The following is a 17,096-nucleotide window of genomic DNA, read 5'->3' as shown; positions in this document are numbered from 1 at the left end:
GACCTTACGCGGAAGGCGGATCCGTTGGGGCACTTTCTCGCCACAGAACAGCCAACAGTTCTTCGGAAACCGACAATCCGGCCAGCGCACCGCGCACGGCGGCCCGATTCCGCAGCAACAACCGGCCACCCGAAGGAGGGACGAGCAGCCGTGCTTCCACGCCTGACGCCAACTCACCCCAGGCCAGCTCGGCCGCCACGGCGGGCTGCAGCTCAGCGGGCGCGAGCGCGGGGGGCGCAGCCGGCACCCCGCGCTCCAGGACCCGTCCGAGCGCCCAGCTGAACGACCCCTCACCACCCGGCAGCACCGCCGAGCGCCCCCGCCTGCCGCCGGGGTAGAGCCCGATCCGCCCCCAGAGCGGCACCCGGGAGTGGACCAGCAGCTCGGCCACCCCCTGCTCGCCGTCCAGGCCCCCGATCGCGGCCCAGGTCTCCGGCGCGGCCACGGCGTCGACCAGCAGCAGGACCTCCTCCTGTGCGCCGTGCACCATGCAGCTCACCACCCAGTCCCAGGCCAGCCCGCGCCGGTAGGCGTTCTCCGGGGTGCTGCCGCCGGTGACCAACGCCAGCCGCCGGCCGCGCGGATCGACGACCAGCTGCCCGAGCAGGCAGACCACCAGCCAGCGGCTCTCCTGCCGGGCCGCCTCGCGCAGCGCGGTCAGCATGGCGTTCGCATCGGCCTCCGGCGGCACCACGGTCACCCGGCAGCCCCGGTTGCCGGTGTCGAAGCAGACCGGCGGCAGCGCCTGGGCCAGCACCTGCGCCCCGTACGCGGCCTGGGCGGAACCGCCGTAGCTGCGCTCCGGTCCGCCGTTCGCACCGATCACCACCAGGTCGACTCCACCGACCGGCCCGGTCGCGGCCGCTTCCCTCCCTGTGACACCCACGCCCACACCCGTCACTGCCCGCACCCCTCTTCGCCGTACTCGTCCCCGTTGGTCGCCACTCTGCCGCACCCGTCCACCGCGAGGTACAGCCAGCCGCCCCCTGGTCTCCAGGGGGGGCTCTCCTGCCGGCTCCGGGACCATGGGCCCTACTGGCCGGCCCGCGACGGGCGCACCATCGGGTGTATGGACCTGGTCGACCGTATCGAGGATCTCAGCGAGGCAGAATGCCTGCGGCTGCTCAGCACCGTGCCCATCGGACGCGTGGTGTACACCGAGCACGCGCTGCTGAGAGTCCTCCCGGTCCCCTTCACGCTGGCCGCCGACGGCCGGCTGGCGCTCGCGATGCTGCCCGTCAGCAGCCTGGCCCGCGCCCTGGACGGCACGGTGGCCGCCTTCCAGGCCGATCACCTCGACGCGCAGGGCCGGACCGGCTGGAGCGTGGTGGTGCACGGGCCCGTCGAGCTGGTCCGCGACGCCGAGCGCAGGGCCGCGCTGCTGCGCGACGGCCCGCGACTCTGGGTGACCGACCAGGAGCCGATGTTCGTGCTGCTCAGCGCCGAGCTGGTCTCCGGTCGCCGCCTGTCGCCGCCCGGCGGCCAGCCGCACTACGCGCACAGCGCGCCGCCCGGGCACCACCACCCCGACGCCGGGTGACCGGCCGGTAGGACTACGCTCCCGGGGGCGGCCGGGCCCCAGGGCCACGGCCCGCCCGAGCCCCCGACCAACCTCAGGAGCGCAGCATGACGATCTTCGCCACCCTCGACGAGCTGACCGCGGCGGTCGGCACCGAGCTCGGCCGCAGCGCCTGGCACACCGTCACGCAGGAGCAGGTCAACCTGTTCGCCGAGGCGACCGGCGACCACCAGTGGATCCACGTCGACCCCGAGCGCGCCAAGACGGGCCCGTTCGGCGGGCCGATCGCGCACGGCTACCTGACCCTCTCGCTGATCCCGCTGCTGGCCAAGGAGTGCTACGGCGTGGAGGGGATCAAGATGGCCATCAACTACGGCTCGGACAAGGTGCGGTTCCCCGCCCCGCTGCCGGTCGGCACGCCGATCCGGGCCACCGCCGAGCTGCTCTCGGTGACCGAGGTGACCGGCGGGCAGCAGGCCGTGGTGCGGTTCACCATCGCCAGCGAGGCGAGCGCCAAGCCGCACTGCGTCGCGGAGGCGATCACCCGCTTCTACCTCTGACACTGCCGCCGCCGGCCCCGGGGCGACCTGACGTACTGTCGACCGGCCCCGAACGGCGGGCCGTTCAAGCGATCCACCGCGCTCGCCCACCGCGCGCCCGGTAGTCTCCCGATGAGGTGTTGATCGTATCGGGCGGGCACCACGCCACACCGGTGCCCGCCCGACGTGGTGCCGCCGGCACAGCGGCGCCGTTGACGTCCCGCTCCTAGGAGGTGCCGTGCCCGGCCCCGCCCCCAGCACGTCCCGACTCACCGACCTTCGTGGTCTGACGGCCGCCGGCTGGCGACGGATCCGGACGGACGCCTTCGGCGCCTACCCCGCCGGCGCCCGCCTGGAGCGGATCCTGCGCAGCCCCAACTTCACGGACGGCGCCTTCCGCAACCCGGTGCCGACCCGGCGGCTGGTCTACGAGCGCTCCCCGCTGGAGATCACCCGCGCCCAGCTCGCCGCCGACAAGGCCCGCCGGGTGCCCGCCCGCCCGATCCCGGTGCACCGGCTGAACGCGGCCGAGCTCGCCACCCCGCCCGCCTCGGGCCTGCGGCTGACCTGGCTGGGCCACGCCACCGTGCTGGTGGAGCTGGACGGCCGCCGGGTGCTCTTCGACCCGGTCTGGGGGGTGCGCTGCTCGCCGTTCCCCGGGATCGGTCCCAAGCGGCTGCACCCGGTGCCGATCCGGCTGGCCGACCTGGGCCCGGTGGATGTGGTGGTGATCTCCCACGACCACTACGACCACCTGGACATGACGACGATCCGGTCACTGATCGGCTCCGGCGCCCGGTTCGCCGCCCCGCTCGGGGTGGGCGCGCACCTGGAGCACTGGGGCGTGCCGGCCGAGCGGATCACCGAGCTGGACTGGTGGGAGTCGGCCGAGCTGGCCGGGCTGACGCTGACCGCCACCCCGGCCCGGCACTACTGCAGCCGCGGCCCGCGCACCGACCCGATGATGCTCTGGGCCTCCTGGGCGGTGGCCGGCCCCGGGCACCGGGTCTTCCACAGCGGGGACACCGGCTACTTCCCCGGCTTCGAGCGGATCGGCGAGCTGCTCGGCCCGTTCGACGCGACGATGACCCAGGTCGGCGCCTACAGCAGGTTCTGGCCCGAGGTGCACATGACCCCCGAGGAGGGGGTGCGGGCCCACCTGGACGTGCGCGGCGGGGTGCTGCTGCCGATCCACTGGGCCACCTTCAACCTGGCACCGCACCCCTGGGAGGAGCCCGCCGAGCGCACCCTGGCCGCCGCCGCCGAGCTCGGCGCCACGGTGGCGGTGCCGCTGCCCGGCGCGCCCTTCGAGCCCGCCGAGCCGCCGGCCCCGCGCCTGTGGTGGCGGGCGGTGGCGGCCCTGCCCGAGCCGGTCGAGGAACTCGCGCAGACCCCGGCGGCCGAGCCCGTCCCGACCCACGAGGACGAGGTGCCGGCCTGACGGTCAGTCGGCCCGCGCGGCGGCGCGGCGGCGGCGCGCCGGCCGCCACGCCGCCCGCTGCACCAGCAGCGTCAGCACCCCGGCGAGCACGATGCCCAGCAGGTTGATCAGCAGCTGCAGGCTCGACCCGCGGGCCTGCGCGAACCTGCCGTAGGCCAGCGCCACCGCCGCGTTGGCCGCCGCCGGCACCGTGGTCACCGAGATCGCCACCCCCACCAGCGCGCCGAACTTGGCGGAGGTGAGTGAGAGCAGCCCGGCGATGCCCGCCAGGAACGCCACCACGAAGGAGAGCGCGTCCGGCTGCCAGATGAAGGCGGTGTTCGGCCGCTGGGCGGCGAACTCCGCCTCGGTGAACAGGCCCAGGCCGTCCATCATCAGCGCGAACAGGATGGTCAGCGCGATCGCCAGCACGAAGCCGCCGATCAGCGCGTCCAGCGACCGCAGCGCGGGCCGGCCGCGGCGCTGGACGATCGCCACGCACAGGCCGGCCAGCGGGCCGAACTCGGGCCCCACCACCATCGCCCCGACCACCAGCACCGAGCTGTCCAGCACCACCCCGCAGGCGGCGAGCATGGTCGCGGTGACGATGAAGGCGAGGTAGGTGTAGGAGAGGGCGGACTCCTCGTTGGTGATCTCGGTGACCGACTCCCAGACCACCGCGTCCGAGCTCTCCCCCGGGGCCGCCAGCTCGGCCTGCCGGGCCGCCGCCGAGATGGTCAGCTCCAGCGGCGCCACGTCGATCGCGCCGTGCTCGGCCAGCCCGGTGGCGCGCAGCCGGCCGAGCAGCTCGTCGGCCGCCTCCCGGGCCACGTCGCACAGGACCAGGTCGCCGGGCGGCCGCAGCGCCGCGTCGGGCAGCCGGGCGACGTGGGTGACGCCGACGCTGTCGTCCAGTACGTCGAGCACGGCGCGGCGCAGGCCGGTGGGGACGATCAGGCGCAGGTGCAGCACGGGGACCTCTCGGGAGGTACGGCGGGTAACCCCGTTCACAGTGCCCCGGGGCGCGTTCTGCCACCATGAGCGGATGGCAGACGCACCGACACGGGACCACCGGACGGACCAGCCGGAGCAGGCCGGCGAGCAGCCGGCCGACGCCGGGGTCCGCTCCTTCCTCGACCTGCTGCGGGTCGAGGAGCTCGACGAGAACCTGTACCGGGGCCGGTGCCACGCCGGCGCCCCGCTGCGGGCCTTCGGCGGCCAGGTGGCGGCCCAGGCGCTGATCGCGAGCGGCCGCACGCTGCCCGCCGGCCGCGCGGTGCACTCGCTGCACGGCTACTTCCTGCGGCCCGGCGACCCGACCAGACCGATCATCTACCAGGTGGAGCGGATCCGGGACGGACTCTCCTACGCCACCCGGCGGGTGACGGCGGTTCAGCGCGGTGAGGCGATCTTCACCCTGTCGGCCTCGGTCAAGCGGGCCGAGGAGTCGGGCGAGCGCCAGCGCACCATGCCGCCGGTGCCGGCCCCGGAGGACCTGCCCGACCCGCTGCCGGAGTGGGCCCGGGCCGCACCGGAGGACTTCGACCGGGCGGCCGGCTTCCACTCGCTGGACATCCGCTTCATCCCGCCGGACGCCCCCGGCCTGCCGCCCGAGGTCGAGGGAGTGCCGCAGCAGTTCGTCTGGCTGCGCACCGGCTCGCCGCTGCCCGACGACGGCCTGCTGCACGTCTGCGCCCTGACCTACCTCTCCGACCTGACGCTGGCCGCCACCAGCGCGCTGCACCTGCAGCCGCACCGGTTCCAGCGCAGCGAACCGCCGCTGCTCACCATGGCCTCGCTGGACCACGCGATGTGGTTCCACCGGCCGTTCCGGGCGGACGAGTGGCTGCTGTTCGCCCAGCGCAGCCCGTCGGTCTCGGACGGGCGGGGGCTGTCGCTCGGCGAGTTCTACAGCCGGGACGGACAGCTGGTCGCCTCGGCGGTGCAGGAGACCCTGCTGCGCGAGCGGCGCCCGTCCCGGCACCCGTCCGCCTGACGGCGCGTCGGGCCCGGGGGTGGCTTTCGCCACCATCCTGGTCGCGCTGCCGTTCGTGGTGGTGATGCTCGGACTCTGCGTGGCGCTGGTCAAGGAGCTGCGGACCGACCCGGCCGCCGGGCCGCCGCGCTTCCACTCCGCGCACGGGCTGCGGGAGGCGGTGCGGGTGGCGGTCGGCGACGCGGCACCCCCGTCGGGCGGCGCACCGGCGCCGGTGGCGGCGAACGGCGAGACTCCACCGTCCGGGTGAAAGGGCGGCGCCCCGCCCGGCCACCGATTCCGTTGGCAGCGCTGGACGGCAGCGCCTCGCAGACCATGACGCAGCGTCATTCAGATATCACGCAACGTCAGATCCGTGGCATGCTGGCAGACGCTTTTCTGTCCAGCCGAAGGCCCCTCAGCCATGTCCGTCCCGCCGGTCGACGTCACCGCCCCGCGCCCCCTGCTGCTCCCCTACGGGCGGCGCGGAGCCGCCACCGACCGCGCCGTGCGGGCCAGGCTCGCCCCGGTCACCGTGCTGGCCTGCGTGGCCGGCTGCGTGCTGCACGGCCCGGTCGCGCTGCTGCGGCACTGCCATCCGCTGCCGGGCATCACACCGCCGATGCTGATGCTGGTGACCGCGATGTTCATCGGCGGCTTCGAGGTGCGACTGGCCGACCTGGCCCGCGCGCTGCTGCGGCCCGGACTGCTGATGGCCGGGCTCGGCGTGGCGCTGGTACTGCGGATGGTGGTGCTGCTCGGCGCCGAGCGGGCCGCCGACTGGTGGCCGGAGCAGCACCAGGCCCTCTGGCTGGTGGTCGGGCTCTCGCTGACCGCCACCATGCCGGTGGCCGGTGCCGCCCAGACCTGGGGCGCCAAGGCGGCGGCCGACGCCTCGCTGAGCCTGGGCCTGGTGCTGGCCACCACGCTGCTCAGCCCGCTCACCGTGCCGCTCGGCCTGGCCCTGGCCGAGGAGCCGGAGACGCCGGGTCCGCGCGCGGTGCTCAACAGCCTCGCGCTCGCCGACGGCACCTGCCGGTTCATGCTGCTGTGGGTGGCCGCGCCGTGTCTGGCCGGGCTGACGGCCCGTCGGATCACCGGCCGGCCGCGCGGCGGGCGGCCCAGGGCCCGGGCGTTGCCCTGGGTGCGGCTGCTGGGCCTGCTGAACGCGCTCGGTCTGACCGCGCTGAACGCCGCCGGTGTCTTCGGTGAGATCGCGGTGAAGCCCGACCCGGCCCTGGTCACGCTGGCGCTGGTGGCCGGCGCGGCGGTCTGCGCGGCACCCTTCGCGGTCGGCTGGTGCGCCTGGTTCGCGGCCCGGCGCGCGCACCCCCGCCCCGGCGAAGCGGCGGCGCTGACCCTGGCCACCGGGATGAACAACACCAGCGCGGCCGCGGCCCTGGCCGGCAGCCAGTTCGGCGGCCACCCGGCGGTGCTGCTGCCGATCTTCTTCTACGGCATGGCGCAGCAGTTGCTGGCCGCCGCCGTGCCCACCATGCTGCGGCGGCGCACCGCTTGAGCCCGGATCCACGGCGAGCGCTTGAGGGGCGCCAAAGCCTCGCTCAAGCCGGACGCTAGGTCCCGGGTGGACCCTCGGCCAGGCACCTGGGCAGCGGATCGGCCCAGGTCGCGACCCCCGTGGGCCGTTCCGAATCGCCGTGTCCCGCGGGTACGGAGTTCACCCCTGTGTAGTCATCGTTTAACACCTGACTGGAATGCTGACCATCATGGACGAATCGCTCCCGCCGCTCCGCCGCCCGGTGGAGCCCCTCACCCCGGAAACCCCGGGCACGCTCGACCTCGCGGACCCCGCCGCGGAGGCGCCGCGCTTCCCGCTGCCCAAGCGACACCGCCGCTACCTGGCCTGTGCCGCCGTGGCCGCCTCGGTGGCGCTCGGCAGCCTCGGCGTGGGCGCCACGGTGGAGACCGTCCAGCACCGGACCAGTGTCACGGCGGAAGCCGGCCTCCACTGACCTGACGCTCCGGCCTCCACCGACCTGACGGTTCGTCGACCGACGGACCGTCAGTGCCGTTTCCCCCCGCCGCCCGCCCGGTCAGCGCCGCGAGTGCCGACCGGTGCCGCCGGTCTCCCCCAGCTCGAGCGGCGCCGCGTAGCGGGCCGCCGGGGCGAGCAGGCGCCAACCGCCCCTGGCCGTCCCGCAGCCGCCGTCCGGCGTGCTCGGGGCGATCAACCGCATCGCGTGCAGCAGGGCGAGCACCTCGCGCCGGAACGCGGCCCGGTCGGCCAGGTGGGCGCGGCGCCAGTGGGCGACGTGCTGTTCCCTGACCCGGTCGTCGGTGTCGTACTGGTCGGCCAGATCGCCGAGGATGCCGTCTATCAGCGCCTCGGCGATCGGCACGCCGCTGGGCGGTGTGGGCTGCTGGGCCCGCGTGCCGGGTTCCTCGGCGGGCAGCGGACGGAGCTCGTCGACCAGCCGTTCGACCAGCAGCAGCGCCGCGTGCGCGAGCGGGCCGGGGCCGGGCAGCCGCAGGTCGGTCAGCTCGCCGGCCGGGTCGAGCAGCGCGATGCCCTCGCGGCGGATCTCGGTGGTGAGCCCGAGGAAGTCCGCGAACACTCCCGCCTCCCGCGCGCGGGACTCCCAGAGCCACTCCCGCTCCAGCCCGGTGAGCTCCTCGAAGAGCACCACCGGGGTCTCGACCAGCCGGCGCCGCACCGCCACCGGAATCGTGGTGCGCGGCGGCGGTGGATCCTGCGGCCGGGCCGGGCAGCAACCGGCCAGCACGGCCCCGAGCAGTTCCCGGTCCACCACGAACACCCCGGCGGGGGCCTCCTCGGTGAGCACCTGCCAGCGCGTCAGTACCTCGAGCACCGCGCTGACCGTGTCATCGGCCCGCTCCCCCGACGCCGCCGACTCGGCCTCGTCAGCGGGTTCGGCCGCCGGCCGCACCGTGAGTTCGGCCGTGAGTTCGGCCGCCAGTTCGGTGCCGGGCCGGCGGATCGGCCCGGTGAGCAGCGTGGCCAGGGCCCCGGCCAGGGCCGCGTACTGCCCCGGGGTGCACGGGGTGCCGGCCACGCTGAGGCGGCGCGGCGCGGTCGGGCCGAGCGCGGCCTTGGTCAGCCGGGCGAAGGTGCCGGTGACGGTGAGCGGGTAGCCGAGCAGTTCGGCGAACCGGCCGGTGAGCCAGTCGGCGTGACGGCAGATCAACGGGAAGGCCTGCGCGTGCGGGCCGGTGGCGGTGACCAGCGGGTGCGCGAGCAGCATCCGGGCGGCGGCGCGCCGTTCGGCGGCGAGCGCGGCGGGACCGGTCGCGGCGGCCGGCTCCGGCTTGCGGTGCCGCCCGGCGACGGCGGAGGCGGCGGCGCCCCGGACGGCGCGGGCGGCGCGCCGGGCGCGGCGCGCGCCGGGCAGCGAGCGCTGACCGACCGTCGGCCCGTGCCACCAGCTGACCTCGCCGAGGTCGGCCCGGTGCGGCTCGGGGGCGATGCCGAAGTGCCGCGCGCCGTAGAGGCCGAAGGCATCGGCGAAGAGGTCGTGCGCCTCGTCCGCGGTGGCCGCGGCGAACCGGCCGGCGAGCTCGCGCAGCCGGTCGACGGTGCGCGCGGTGACCGCCCCGGTGTCGTCCGTCGTGCCGTCAGCAGTGGCGGGCTCCGCGGGCGGGACCACCGCCGACGGGTCCCAGGAGGTCAGCGTCAGCGTCACCTCGCCGTCCGCGGCCAGGGCGACCGCGGCCAGCTTGCCGCCCAGCGCTCCGCCCCCGTTCACGCACCCCTCCGCCGTGCTGCCCACCGTGTCGGGGACAGCCTAAAGGAGGAAAAGGGGCTGGCCTTCCGGTCCCCCGTCCCCGTCGCCTATCGTGCCGGACATGCTGAACACGATCACCACCGCCCGTCGGGCCCGCGGCCTGCTGACCGCCTTCACGGCAACCGCCGCCACGCACCTGGGCTCGCTGCTGACGGACTCGAAGGTGATCGAGCAGGTCACCAAACCCGCCCTGATGCCGCTGCTGGCCGGGCACGTACGCAGCGCCGCGAGCGCCGGCCGGATCGCGGGCGCCACGAGCACCGCCACCGAGCGCCCCGCGCTGCGCCTGCTCACCCCGGCGCTGCTCACCAGTGCGGCCGGCGACGCGCTGCTCCAGGTGGACGACGAGCGGGCCTTCCTGGCCGGCATGGGCTCCTTCGCGGCGGCCCACATCTGCTACGTGACGATGTTCGCCAAGCAGGGCGCGCTGACCGACCGTCGGCGCACCGCGCTGGTGGCGGCCGGGTACGCGCTGGCCTGGGCGGTGATGATCCATCAGCTCTGGCCCGGACTCGGTGAGTTGAAGGGGCCGGTGGCCGGCTACAGCCTGCTGCTCGCCACCACCGCCGTGACCTCGGCGGGACTGGGCCGGCGCGGCGGACTCGGCGGTGCGCTCTTCCTGCTCTCCGACACGCTGATCGCGACCCGGCTGGCCGGCTGGAAGCAGCTGCCGGGCCACGAGTTCTGGATCATGTCGACCTATCTGCTGGCCCAGTACCTGCTCGCCACCGCCGCGCTGAACGCGGCGGCGGGCGAGTAGCGGGCCGCTTCAGAGCGCCAGGTCCACCACCACCGGCGCGTGGTCCGAGGTGCCCTTGCCCTTGCGCGCCTCGCGGTCCACGTAGCTGTCGGTGACCGCCTTCTCGAAGGCCGCGTTGCCGTAGACGAGGTCGATCCGCATGCCGCGGTTCTTCGGGAAGGCCAGCTGGCGGTAGTCCCAGTAGGTGTAGGGGCGGTCGTACTTGAGCGGGCGGGGCAGCACGTCCGCCAGGCCGGCCGAGCGCAGCGCGGCCAGCGCGGCCCGCTCCTCCTCGGTGACGTGGGTGGCGCCCACGAAGTCGGCCACGTCGTAGACGTCCTCGTCCGTCGGCGCGACGTTGAAGTCGCCGAGCACGGCGAACGGGCGCGCACCGGCCGCGTCCTCCAGCACGGAGGTGCGCAGCGCCGCCAGCCAGTCGAGCTTGTAGCGGAAGTGGGCGTGCCCGACCTCGCGGCCGTTGGGCACGTAGACCGACCAGACCCGCACCGGGCCGCAGGTGGCGGCGATGGCGCGCGGCTCGACGACGGGCAGCATCGCGTCGTCGGCCAGGTAGCCGGGCTGGTCCGGCAGGTCGCGCACCACGTCGGCGAAGCCGAGCCGGGAGAGGATCGCCACCCCGTTCCACCGGCCGGTGCCGTAGGCCTCGGTCTCGTAGCCGAGCGCGCGGACCTCCTCGTACGGGAAGGCGTCCGAGGCGCACTTGAGCTCCTGAAGGCAGAGCACGTCGGGCTGGGCGCTCTCCAGCCACTCCAGCAGCTTGGGCAGCCGCGCGGTGACGGAGTTGATGTTCCAGGTGGCGATGCGGACGGTCACGACCAGGCCTTCCAGCGGTACGGGGACGGATGCCGGCCCTGGCACCCGTCCCGAAGATACCGCTCACCACTGACGGTTCCGGGCCGCGCCGGCCTGACGGGCGACGAGGCCGATTAGCGCGAGGGGGTGAACCCCGGCGCCGCGCGCGGCCGTACGGCGCCGGGCCCGGCGCGCCCGCGATAAGGCTGTTCCGCACGGGGGCGACGGTGCGGGGGCGACAGTGGCGGCGGACGAGAGGGACGGGTCGGATGCGGCGTTCGCGGGCAGCGGCGATGGAGCGGGCCGCGGTCGCCCTGGACGGCCGGCTGCCGTTCCTGGACGCCGCCAAGGGGCAGGTACGCAAGGTCTTCCCCGACCACTGGTCCTTCCTGCTCGGCGAGCTGGCCCTGTACAGCTTCACCCTGCTCCTGCTCACCGGCGTCTACCTGGCCTTCTTCTTCGACCCGGCGATGAGCGAGGTGGTCTACGCGGGCTCGTACGCGCCGCTGGTGGGCCAGACCATGACCGAGGCCTACGCCAGCACGCTGGCGATCAGCTTCGACGTGCGCGGCGGACTGCTGGTCCGGCAGATCCACCACTGGGCGGCGCTGGTCTTCGTCTCCTCGATCGGCGTGCACCTGCTGCGGATCTTCTTCACCGGCGCCTTCCGCCGCCCGCGCGAGGTGAACTGGCTGATCGGCCTGACCCTCTTCCAACTGGCCCTGGTGGAGGGCTTCGCCGGCTACTCGCTGCCCGACGACCTGCTCTCCGGCACCGGGCTGCGCACCGCCCAGGGGTTCATGCTGTCGGTCCCGCTGGTCGGCAGCTACCTCAGCTTCTTCGCCTTCGACGGCCAGTGGCCGGGCACCGCGATCATCCCGCGCCTGTACGCCACCCACATCCTGCTGCTGCCCGGCCTGCTGGTGGGCCTGGTGACGGCCCATCTGATCCTGGTCTACTACCTGAAGCACACCCAGTGGGCCGGGCCCGGGCGCACCCAGCGCAACGTGGTCGGCCGGCCGCAGTTCCCGCACTTCATCACCAAGACGGCGGGCCTGGCGGGGATGGTCTTCGGCCTGATCGCGCTGCTGGCGGGCCTCGCCCAGATCAACCCGATCTGGAAGTACGGCCCCTACCGGGCGGACCAGGCCTCCACCGACGCCCAGCCGGACTGGTACATGGGCTTCCTCGAAGGCGCCCTGCGGCTGATGCCGGGCACCGAGACCCGGCTGTGGGGCCACACCATCGCCTGGAACCCGCTGGTCCCGGCGGTGCTCTTCCCGATGGTGCTGTTCGCCGCGCTCTACGCCTACCCGTTCCTGGAGCAGTGGATCACCGGCGACCACTCCGAGCGGCACCTGTGCGACCGGCCGCGCGACCGCCCGGTGCGCACCGCGATCGGCGTGGCGGGGGTGACGGCCTACGCGGTGCTGCTGATGGCGGGCGGGCAGGACGTGCTGGCGCTGGTCTTCGGCCTCTCGGTGAACCAGCTGGACTGGACCCTGCGGGTGGCCCTCTTCGTCGCCCCGGCGCTGGCCTTCTGGCTCACCCGCCGGATCTGCCTGGCGCTGCAGGCGCGGGACCGCGACCGCTTCACCGCCGGCTCGACGCCCACCGGCTGGGTCCGCCAGTCGGTCGAGGGCGGCTACCAGGGTGAGCGGGAGCCGCTGCCGGTGGTGCGGCGCTACGTGCTGACGCGCTACGACCGTCCGCAACCGCTCACCGCCGCGAACGGCTCACGGGCGCAGCGGCTGCGGGCGGCGCTGAGCCGCTGGTTCTACCGCGACCGGGTCGAGCTGCCGCAGCCCGCGCCGGACCCGGAGCAGGAGCGCGAGCAGGTCTGAGGGGCGCGAGCGGCTCTGCCGTCAGCGCTCGACGCGGCTGCGCTTGACGGTGCGAAAGCGCCGGGCCACCGCGCGGGCCAGGTCGGCGGCGCCGATCAGGCCCGCCTCGTTGCCCAGGGCGGCCGGCACGATCTGCGCCTCGGGACGGAAGCCGCGCCCGGTGAGGGTGCGCCGGAAGGCGTCCTGCGCCGGGGCGAGCAGCAGGTCGCCGGCTGCCGAGACGCCGCCGCCGACCACGAAGCGCCCGGGGTCGAGCGCGGCGGCCAGGTTGGCCAGGCCCACGCCCAGCCAGGTGCCGATGTCGTGCAGCAGCTCGGTCGCCATCGGGTCGCCGGCCTGCGCGGCCTCGGTGACCAGCGGCCCGGTGATCGCCGCCACCTCGCCGCCGGCCCGGGCCAGCAGCGGCTGGGCCACCGGCGACTCGGCGACGGCCAGCTCGCGCGCCTCGCGGACCAGCGCGTTGCCGGAGGAGTACTGCTCCCAGCAGCCGCGGTTGCCGCACGGGCAGCGGTGCCCGCCGGGGACCACCTGCATGTGGCCGAACTCACCGGCCAGCCCGTAGCGGCCGCGGTCCACATAGCCGTGGCGCACCACCGCGCCGCCGATCCCGGTCCCCAGGGTGATCATCACCAGCAGGTCCTCGCCCCGCCCCGCGCCGAACCGCCACTCGGCCCAGGCGGCGGCGTTGGCGTCGTTCTCGACCACCACCGGGAACTTCAGCCGGTCGCTCAGCGCCTCGCGCAGCGGCTCGTCGCGCCAGTTCAGGTGCGGGGCGAAGAGCACCCGGGAGCGGTCGGCGTCCACCCAGCCGGCCGCGCCGATGCCCACCGCGTGCACGTCGTGCCGGTCGGCCAGTTCCAGCACCAGCTCGACGATGACGTCCTCGACCACCTTGGGGCTCTTGCTCTTGTGCGGGGTCTCGGTGCGCAGCTGCTCGACGATCCGGCCCTCGCCGTTCACCACGCCGGCGACCACCTTGGTACCGCCGATGTCGATCCCGATCGTCGGCAGCCGCAGCACGCCGGCCGGCAGGGTGCGCCGGCGCCGGTCCGCGCCGTACCGGTCGACCCCGCGCGGGGCCAGGCCGCGCTGACCGAGGCCCCGCTGGCCGAGGCCCAGGAGTGCGGGCAGGACGGGTTGGCCGGTGCGGCTGTTGGGCTGGGTCACGACGGGAACGATACGCCGCACTGATCGTTCCGGCAGGTGCTCGGGGGCACCCCCGAGCAGGTGACACACTAGGGTGCGGACACTCAGCAAGCTCCCAGCTGCGGGTGATCTTCCTCTCAGGTTTCCCTGAGCATCGGCGGAACCCGGGAACGTGTTCATGCCGTCGTTCTTCATTGTCGTTACGCACCGGGCAAGCGGGGTCCGGGCAAGCCAGCAAACCGGATACGAGACACATTCATGCAACTGACAGGTCAGCCGTTCCTGATTCTCACGATCATCCTGGTCCCGGTCTCCATCGCGGTCGCCATGCTGCTCTGGGGCCGGGTCCGGGGGCCGAAGCCGCTGCGGGCCCTGGTGCGGCTGATCATGCTGCTCTTCTGCCAGGCGACAGCCGTGGTCATGGTCTTCGTGATGGTGAACAACGCCAACCTGATCTACGGCAGCTGGGGCGACCTGCTGGGTTCCGACAGCCACGTGCAGTCGGTGCCGAACATCCCGGCCTCGGCCGACGGCGGGGTGGCCGGGCAGCCGGGCAACGACAGCAAGCCGGCCAGTGCGAAGGCGCTGCAGCAGTTCAAGAGCGTGAACGACCCGCTGGTGCCGAGCGACGTGCAGACCACCGACCTCAAGGGGCAGGTCTCCGGGGTGGACGGCGAGGTCAACGTCTGGCTGCCGCCGCAGTACAACGACCCGGCGTACAAGAACACCAAGTTCCCGGTGGTCGAGCTGTTCCCCGGCTTCCCGGGCTCCTCGAAGACCTGGTTCGGTTCGCTGAAGGTCTCCGAGCAGCTCAAGCCGCTGATGGAGTCGGGCCAGGTCACGCCGTTCATCCTGGTCTCGCCGCGGACCCAGCTGATCAGCACCACGGTCGACACCGGCTGCGCCAACGTGCCGGGCAAGGTCAACGCCGACACCTGGCTCTCCACCGACGTGCCGCAGATGATCCTGGACAACTTCCGGGCCGACCCCTCGTCGAACAGCTGGGCGGCGGCCGGCTACTCGGCCGGGGCGCACTGCGCGGACCGGATGGCGCTGCTGCACCCCGATCGCTACCGTGCCGCGATCAGCCTTTCGGGCTACAACGACCCCGGTGCGCTGTCCTCCTCGCTCACCGCGAAGGGCCCCCTGAAGGAGACCTCCAACCCGCTCTACATCCTGAAGCACGAGCCCAGCGCGCCGAAGCTCGCGCTCTACCAGAGCGGTGACAAGGGCGACGGCTACGAGGACGGCCAGGCGCTGGCCGCGGCCGCCAAGTCCCCGACCACGGTGCAGGTGGTGCTGACCACCGGGTCGCACTCCCCCTCGCTCTGGCGGCCGATGGTGCCCGACGTCTTCAAGTGGCTGAGCACGATCATCCCGGCGCCCAAGCCCGCCGCCTGACGCTGCCGACCCGTGCCTTGGAGCTGGTCTGACCGGGCGTCAGGCCAGCTCCAGGGCCAGGTAGAAGTCCACCCGGTCCTCCAGCCGGGACAGGTCACGGCCGGTCAGCTCCTCGATCCGCCCGATCCGGTAGCGCAGCGTGTTCACGTGCACGTGCAACTGGGCGGCGCAGCGGGTCCAGGAGCCGTCGGAGCGCAGGAAGGCCTCCAGGGTGCGGACCAGGTCGGCCTGGTGCTCGATGTCGTAGCCGATCACCTTGTCGAGCAGCCGACCGCGGAAGGCCCGGCGCACCTCGTCGGGGACCGCGGCGAGCAGCAGCACGTGCGAGGCCAGCTCCTCGGGGCCGGCCACGCAGACCCGGCCGACCCGGGCGGCGGCGATCCGGCGGGCGTGCCGGGCCTCCTCCAGGGCGCCGCGCAGACCGCCCGCCTCCAGCGCGGGCGCCGAGACGCCGACGGTGATCCGCCCCTCCGAGCCCAGGCCCGCCTCCAGCGGCGCGAGCAGCTCGCGCAGCGCGTCGGCGGGCACGGCGGCGGCCGGCGCGGGCAGCACGACCACCGCCCCGGCGCCGGTGCCGGCCACCAGCGCGCGCTCCGAGGCGTCGGTGAGAGCTTCCTCCAGGATCGACCGCACCACCCCGTCGGGCAGGCCCGTTCCCTCGGCGCTGACCACCAGCCAGGAGCCCTGCGGCGACTGCGAGTCGGGTGCCGCGCCCTCGTAGCGGACCGCCATCGCCGTGGAGGCGTAGAGGGCGCGGCTGATCTCGGCCGGGTCGGCGTCGCGCCGCAGCAGCGTCAGCACCTCGTCGGCCAGCCGGCGCCGCAGCCGGCGGCCCTCGTCGCGCCGGTTGCGCTCGGCGGCGACCAGCCTGGCCAGGTTCTCGGCGAGCTGCTGGCGCTTGGTGGTCCACTCGGTGACGTCACCGGCGATGGCGAGCACCCAGTCGGCCAGCGGCGCCTCCTCGCCCGGGTCCGCGGCCGCGGGCAGCAGCGAGTAGGAGCCGGAGACCAGGCGCGCCCGGTGCGGGGGGCGGCGGCGCTGGCGTTGGGCGGCCAGGTGGGCCCGGACCAGCTGGTCGCGGTCCTCGGCGCTCAGGTGCTCGGCGGGCCCGGCGACCACCCGCCCGGTGGGGGTGAGCACCCAGCAGTCCAGGTCGAGGTCGCCGCCGAGCAGGTCGAGCACCGCGTCCAGCCCGCCGCCGCCGGCCGCCGAGACCAGCAGCCGGTGCCGGTCGACCAGCGCGGCGAGGTCCGCCGCCCGGTCGGCGGAGACCTGGCGGCCGATGAACTCGGTCAGGGTCGAGAAGGCGATGTCGTCGGGCACCGCGAGCAGTGGCATCCGGTGCCGGCGGCAGGCCTCGATCAGGTCCTCGGGGATCGGGCCGACCTCGGCCTCGCCGGCCGCCAGCGCGACCGCGCCGCCGGCCGCCAGGGTGCGCACGAAGCGCTCGGAATCCTCCGGTCCGGTGCGCCAGAGCATGCCGGTGAGCACCAGCTCGCCGCCGTGCAGGTAGCGGCCCGGATCGTACAGGTCCGTGGTCATCACACCGCTGACCTGTCGGTCGAGCTCGTCCTCGGCCGCGAGCAGCCGAAGCCGCGGGGCACCGGGGGCGAGCAGGTCACGGACACGCATCCGCGGACTCCTTCGTCAGAACCGAAAGTCAGGACCCAGAGCCAGAACCGGGAGCCGGAACCGAAACGGGCGGGCAGGGAACCGTCCGGGGGCGGATCCGCGCAGGTCGGAGGTGACAGTGTGCCCGACTCCCGGGCCTTCGGTGTTCCGTATCAGCGCCCGTCCCGGTCACGGGCCCGTCGCTTCGTCGTCACGGCCGGATCACGGTCGTAAGCGGCCGCTGGTGGACCGCTCAGCAGCGGTTTCATCGTCCTTAGAGGAACGTACAGGATGCCGGGCGGCCTCGACACGCGGGCTTCATGCC

Annotated in this window: 15 protein-coding genes and 1 pseudogene; 10 read left to right on the top strand and 6 right to left on the bottom strand. The window is 74.3% G+C overall.

What is annotated here, in order from left to right; genetic code table 11:
* Positions 1 to 4: 4 nt before the first annotated feature.
* Complete coding sequence (locus tag OG403_RS30850; RefSeq protein ID WP_329570200.1) at positions 5 to 886, bottom strand: hypothetical protein; 882 nt, start codon at positions 884 to 886, stop codon at positions 5 to 7.
* A 183-nt stretch (positions 887 to 1,069) separates the two neighbouring features.
* On the opposite strand from OG403_RS30850, the gene OG403_RS30845 reads away from it, so the two are divergent.
* From OG403_RS30845 to OG403_RS30835, 3 genes are all read left to right on the top strand, one after another.
* A complete protein-coding gene (locus OG403_RS30845) occupies positions 1,070 to 1,540 on the top strand; it encodes a pyridoxamine 5'-phosphate oxidase family protein (RefSeq protein ID WP_329570199.1) in 471 nt (156 codons plus the stop codon).
* An 86-nt stretch (positions 1,541 to 1,626) separates the two neighbouring features.
* Entirely contained in the window at positions 1,627 to 2,079 is a 453-nt protein-coding gene (locus OG403_RS30840) for a MaoC family dehydratase (RefSeq protein WP_329570198.1), read from the top strand.
* Positions 2,080 to 2,296: 217 nt separating this feature from the next.
* Entirely contained in the window at positions 2,297 to 3,499 is a 1,203-nt protein-coding gene (locus OG403_RS30835; RefSeq protein ID WP_442911015.1) for an MBL fold metallo-hydrolase, read from the top strand.
* A 3-nt stretch (positions 3,500 to 3,502) separates the two neighbouring features.
* On the opposite strand, the gene OG403_RS30830 is transcribed toward OG403_RS30835, so the two are convergent.
* The gene (locus OG403_RS30830) at positions 3,503 to 4,450 is read right to left on the bottom strand and encodes a DUF389 domain-containing protein (RefSeq protein ID WP_329570196.1); all 948 of its coding nucleotides are present in this window, start codon (positions 4,448 to 4,450) and stop codon (positions 3,503 to 3,505) included.
* Positions 4,451 to 4,523: 73 nt separating this feature from the next.
* Here OG403_RS30830 and OG403_RS30825 point away from each other — a divergent pair, with 73 nt between their 5' ends.
* From OG403_RS30825 to OG403_RS30810, 4 genes and pseudogenes are all read left to right on the top strand, one after another.
* Positions 4,524 to 5,474, top strand: coding sequence for an acyl-CoA thioesterase (locus tag OG403_RS30825; RefSeq protein WP_329570194.1), 951 nt, complete (start codon positions 4,524 to 4,526; stop codon positions 5,472 to 5,474).
* Between the two features lie 28 nt (positions 5,475 to 5,502).
* Positions 5,503 to 5,724 (top strand): annotated as a pseudogene (locus OG403_RS30820) (BCCT family transporter); the annotation flags it as partial.
* A 153-nt stretch (positions 5,725 to 5,877) separates the two neighbouring features.
* Positions 5,878 to 6,972 (top strand): hypothetical protein, encoded by a 1,095-nt coding sequence (locus OG403_RS30815; RefSeq protein WP_329570192.1) that lies wholly within the window; start codon positions 5,878 to 5,880, stop codon positions 6,970 to 6,972.
* Between the two features lie 208 nt (positions 6,973 to 7,180).
* Entirely contained in the window at positions 7,181 to 7,426 is a 246-nt protein-coding gene (locus tag OG403_RS30810) for a hypothetical protein (RefSeq protein WP_329570190.1), read from the top strand.
* A gap of 81 nt (positions 7,427 to 7,507) precedes the next feature.
* Here the strand turns inward: OG403_RS30810 and OG403_RS30805 are convergent, their stop codons facing one another.
* Entirely contained in the window at positions 7,508 to 9,178 is a 1,671-nt protein-coding gene (locus tag OG403_RS30805; protein WP_329570188.1) for a DUF2398 family protein, read from the bottom strand.
* A gap of 100 nt (positions 9,179 to 9,278) precedes the next feature.
* Here OG403_RS30805 and OG403_RS30800 point away from each other — a divergent pair, with 100 nt between their 5' ends.
* Positions 9,279 to 9,977: a lysoplasmalogenase gene (locus OG403_RS30800; RefSeq protein WP_329570186.1), complete on the top strand. Its 699-nt coding sequence runs from the start codon at positions 9,279 to 9,281 to the stop codon at positions 9,975 to 9,977.
* Positions 9,978 to 9,986: 9 nt separating this feature from the next.
* Here the strand turns inward: OG403_RS30800 and OG403_RS30795 are convergent, their stop codons facing one another.
* Positions 9,987 to 10,790 carry an exodeoxyribonuclease III gene (locus OG403_RS30795; protein WP_329570184.1) on the bottom strand — a complete coding sequence of 268 codons (804 nt, stop codon included), beginning with the start codon at positions 10,788 to 10,790 and terminating at the stop codon, positions 9,987 to 9,989.
* Between the two features lie 248 nt (positions 10,791 to 11,038).
* Here OG403_RS30795 and qcrB point away from each other — a divergent pair, with 248 nt between their 5' ends.
* Complete coding sequence (qcrB, locus tag OG403_RS30790; RefSeq protein WP_329570183.1) at positions 11,039 to 12,613, top strand: cytochrome bc1 complex cytochrome b subunit; 1,575 nt, start codon at positions 11,039 to 11,041, stop codon at positions 12,611 to 12,613.
* 21 nt (positions 12,614 to 12,634) lie between these two features.
* On the opposite strand, the gene OG403_RS30785 is transcribed toward qcrB, so the two are convergent.
* Positions 12,635 to 13,696, bottom strand: a complete 1,062-nt coding sequence (locus tag OG403_RS30785) for an ROK family glucokinase (protein WP_442911097.1) — start codon at positions 13,694 to 13,696, stop codon at positions 12,635 to 12,637.
* A 321-nt stretch (positions 13,697 to 14,017) separates the two neighbouring features.
* On the opposite strand from OG403_RS30785, the gene OG403_RS30780 reads away from it, so the two are divergent.
* Positions 14,018 to 15,160, top strand: coding sequence for an alpha/beta hydrolase (locus OG403_RS30780; protein ID WP_329570179.1), 1,143 nt, complete (start codon positions 14,018 to 14,020; stop codon positions 15,158 to 15,160).
* A 39-nt stretch (positions 15,161 to 15,199) separates the two neighbouring features.
* Here OG403_RS30780 and OG403_RS30775 read toward each other — a convergent pair whose 3' ends face one another.
* Positions 15,200 to 16,792 carry a PucR family transcriptional regulator gene (locus OG403_RS30775; protein WP_329570177.1) on the bottom strand — a complete coding sequence of 531 codons (1,593 nt, stop codon included), beginning with the start codon at positions 16,790 to 16,792 and terminating at the stop codon, positions 15,200 to 15,202.
* Positions 16,793 to 17,096: the final 304 nt, after the last annotated feature.

It is taken from the genome of Kitasatospora sp. NBC_01266 (assembly GCF_036242395.1).
Classification (GTDB): domain Bacteria; phylum Actinomycetota; class Actinomycetes; order Streptomycetales; family Streptomycetaceae; genus Kitasatospora.
This window is presented reverse-complemented; position numbering and strand designations above follow the sequence as displayed.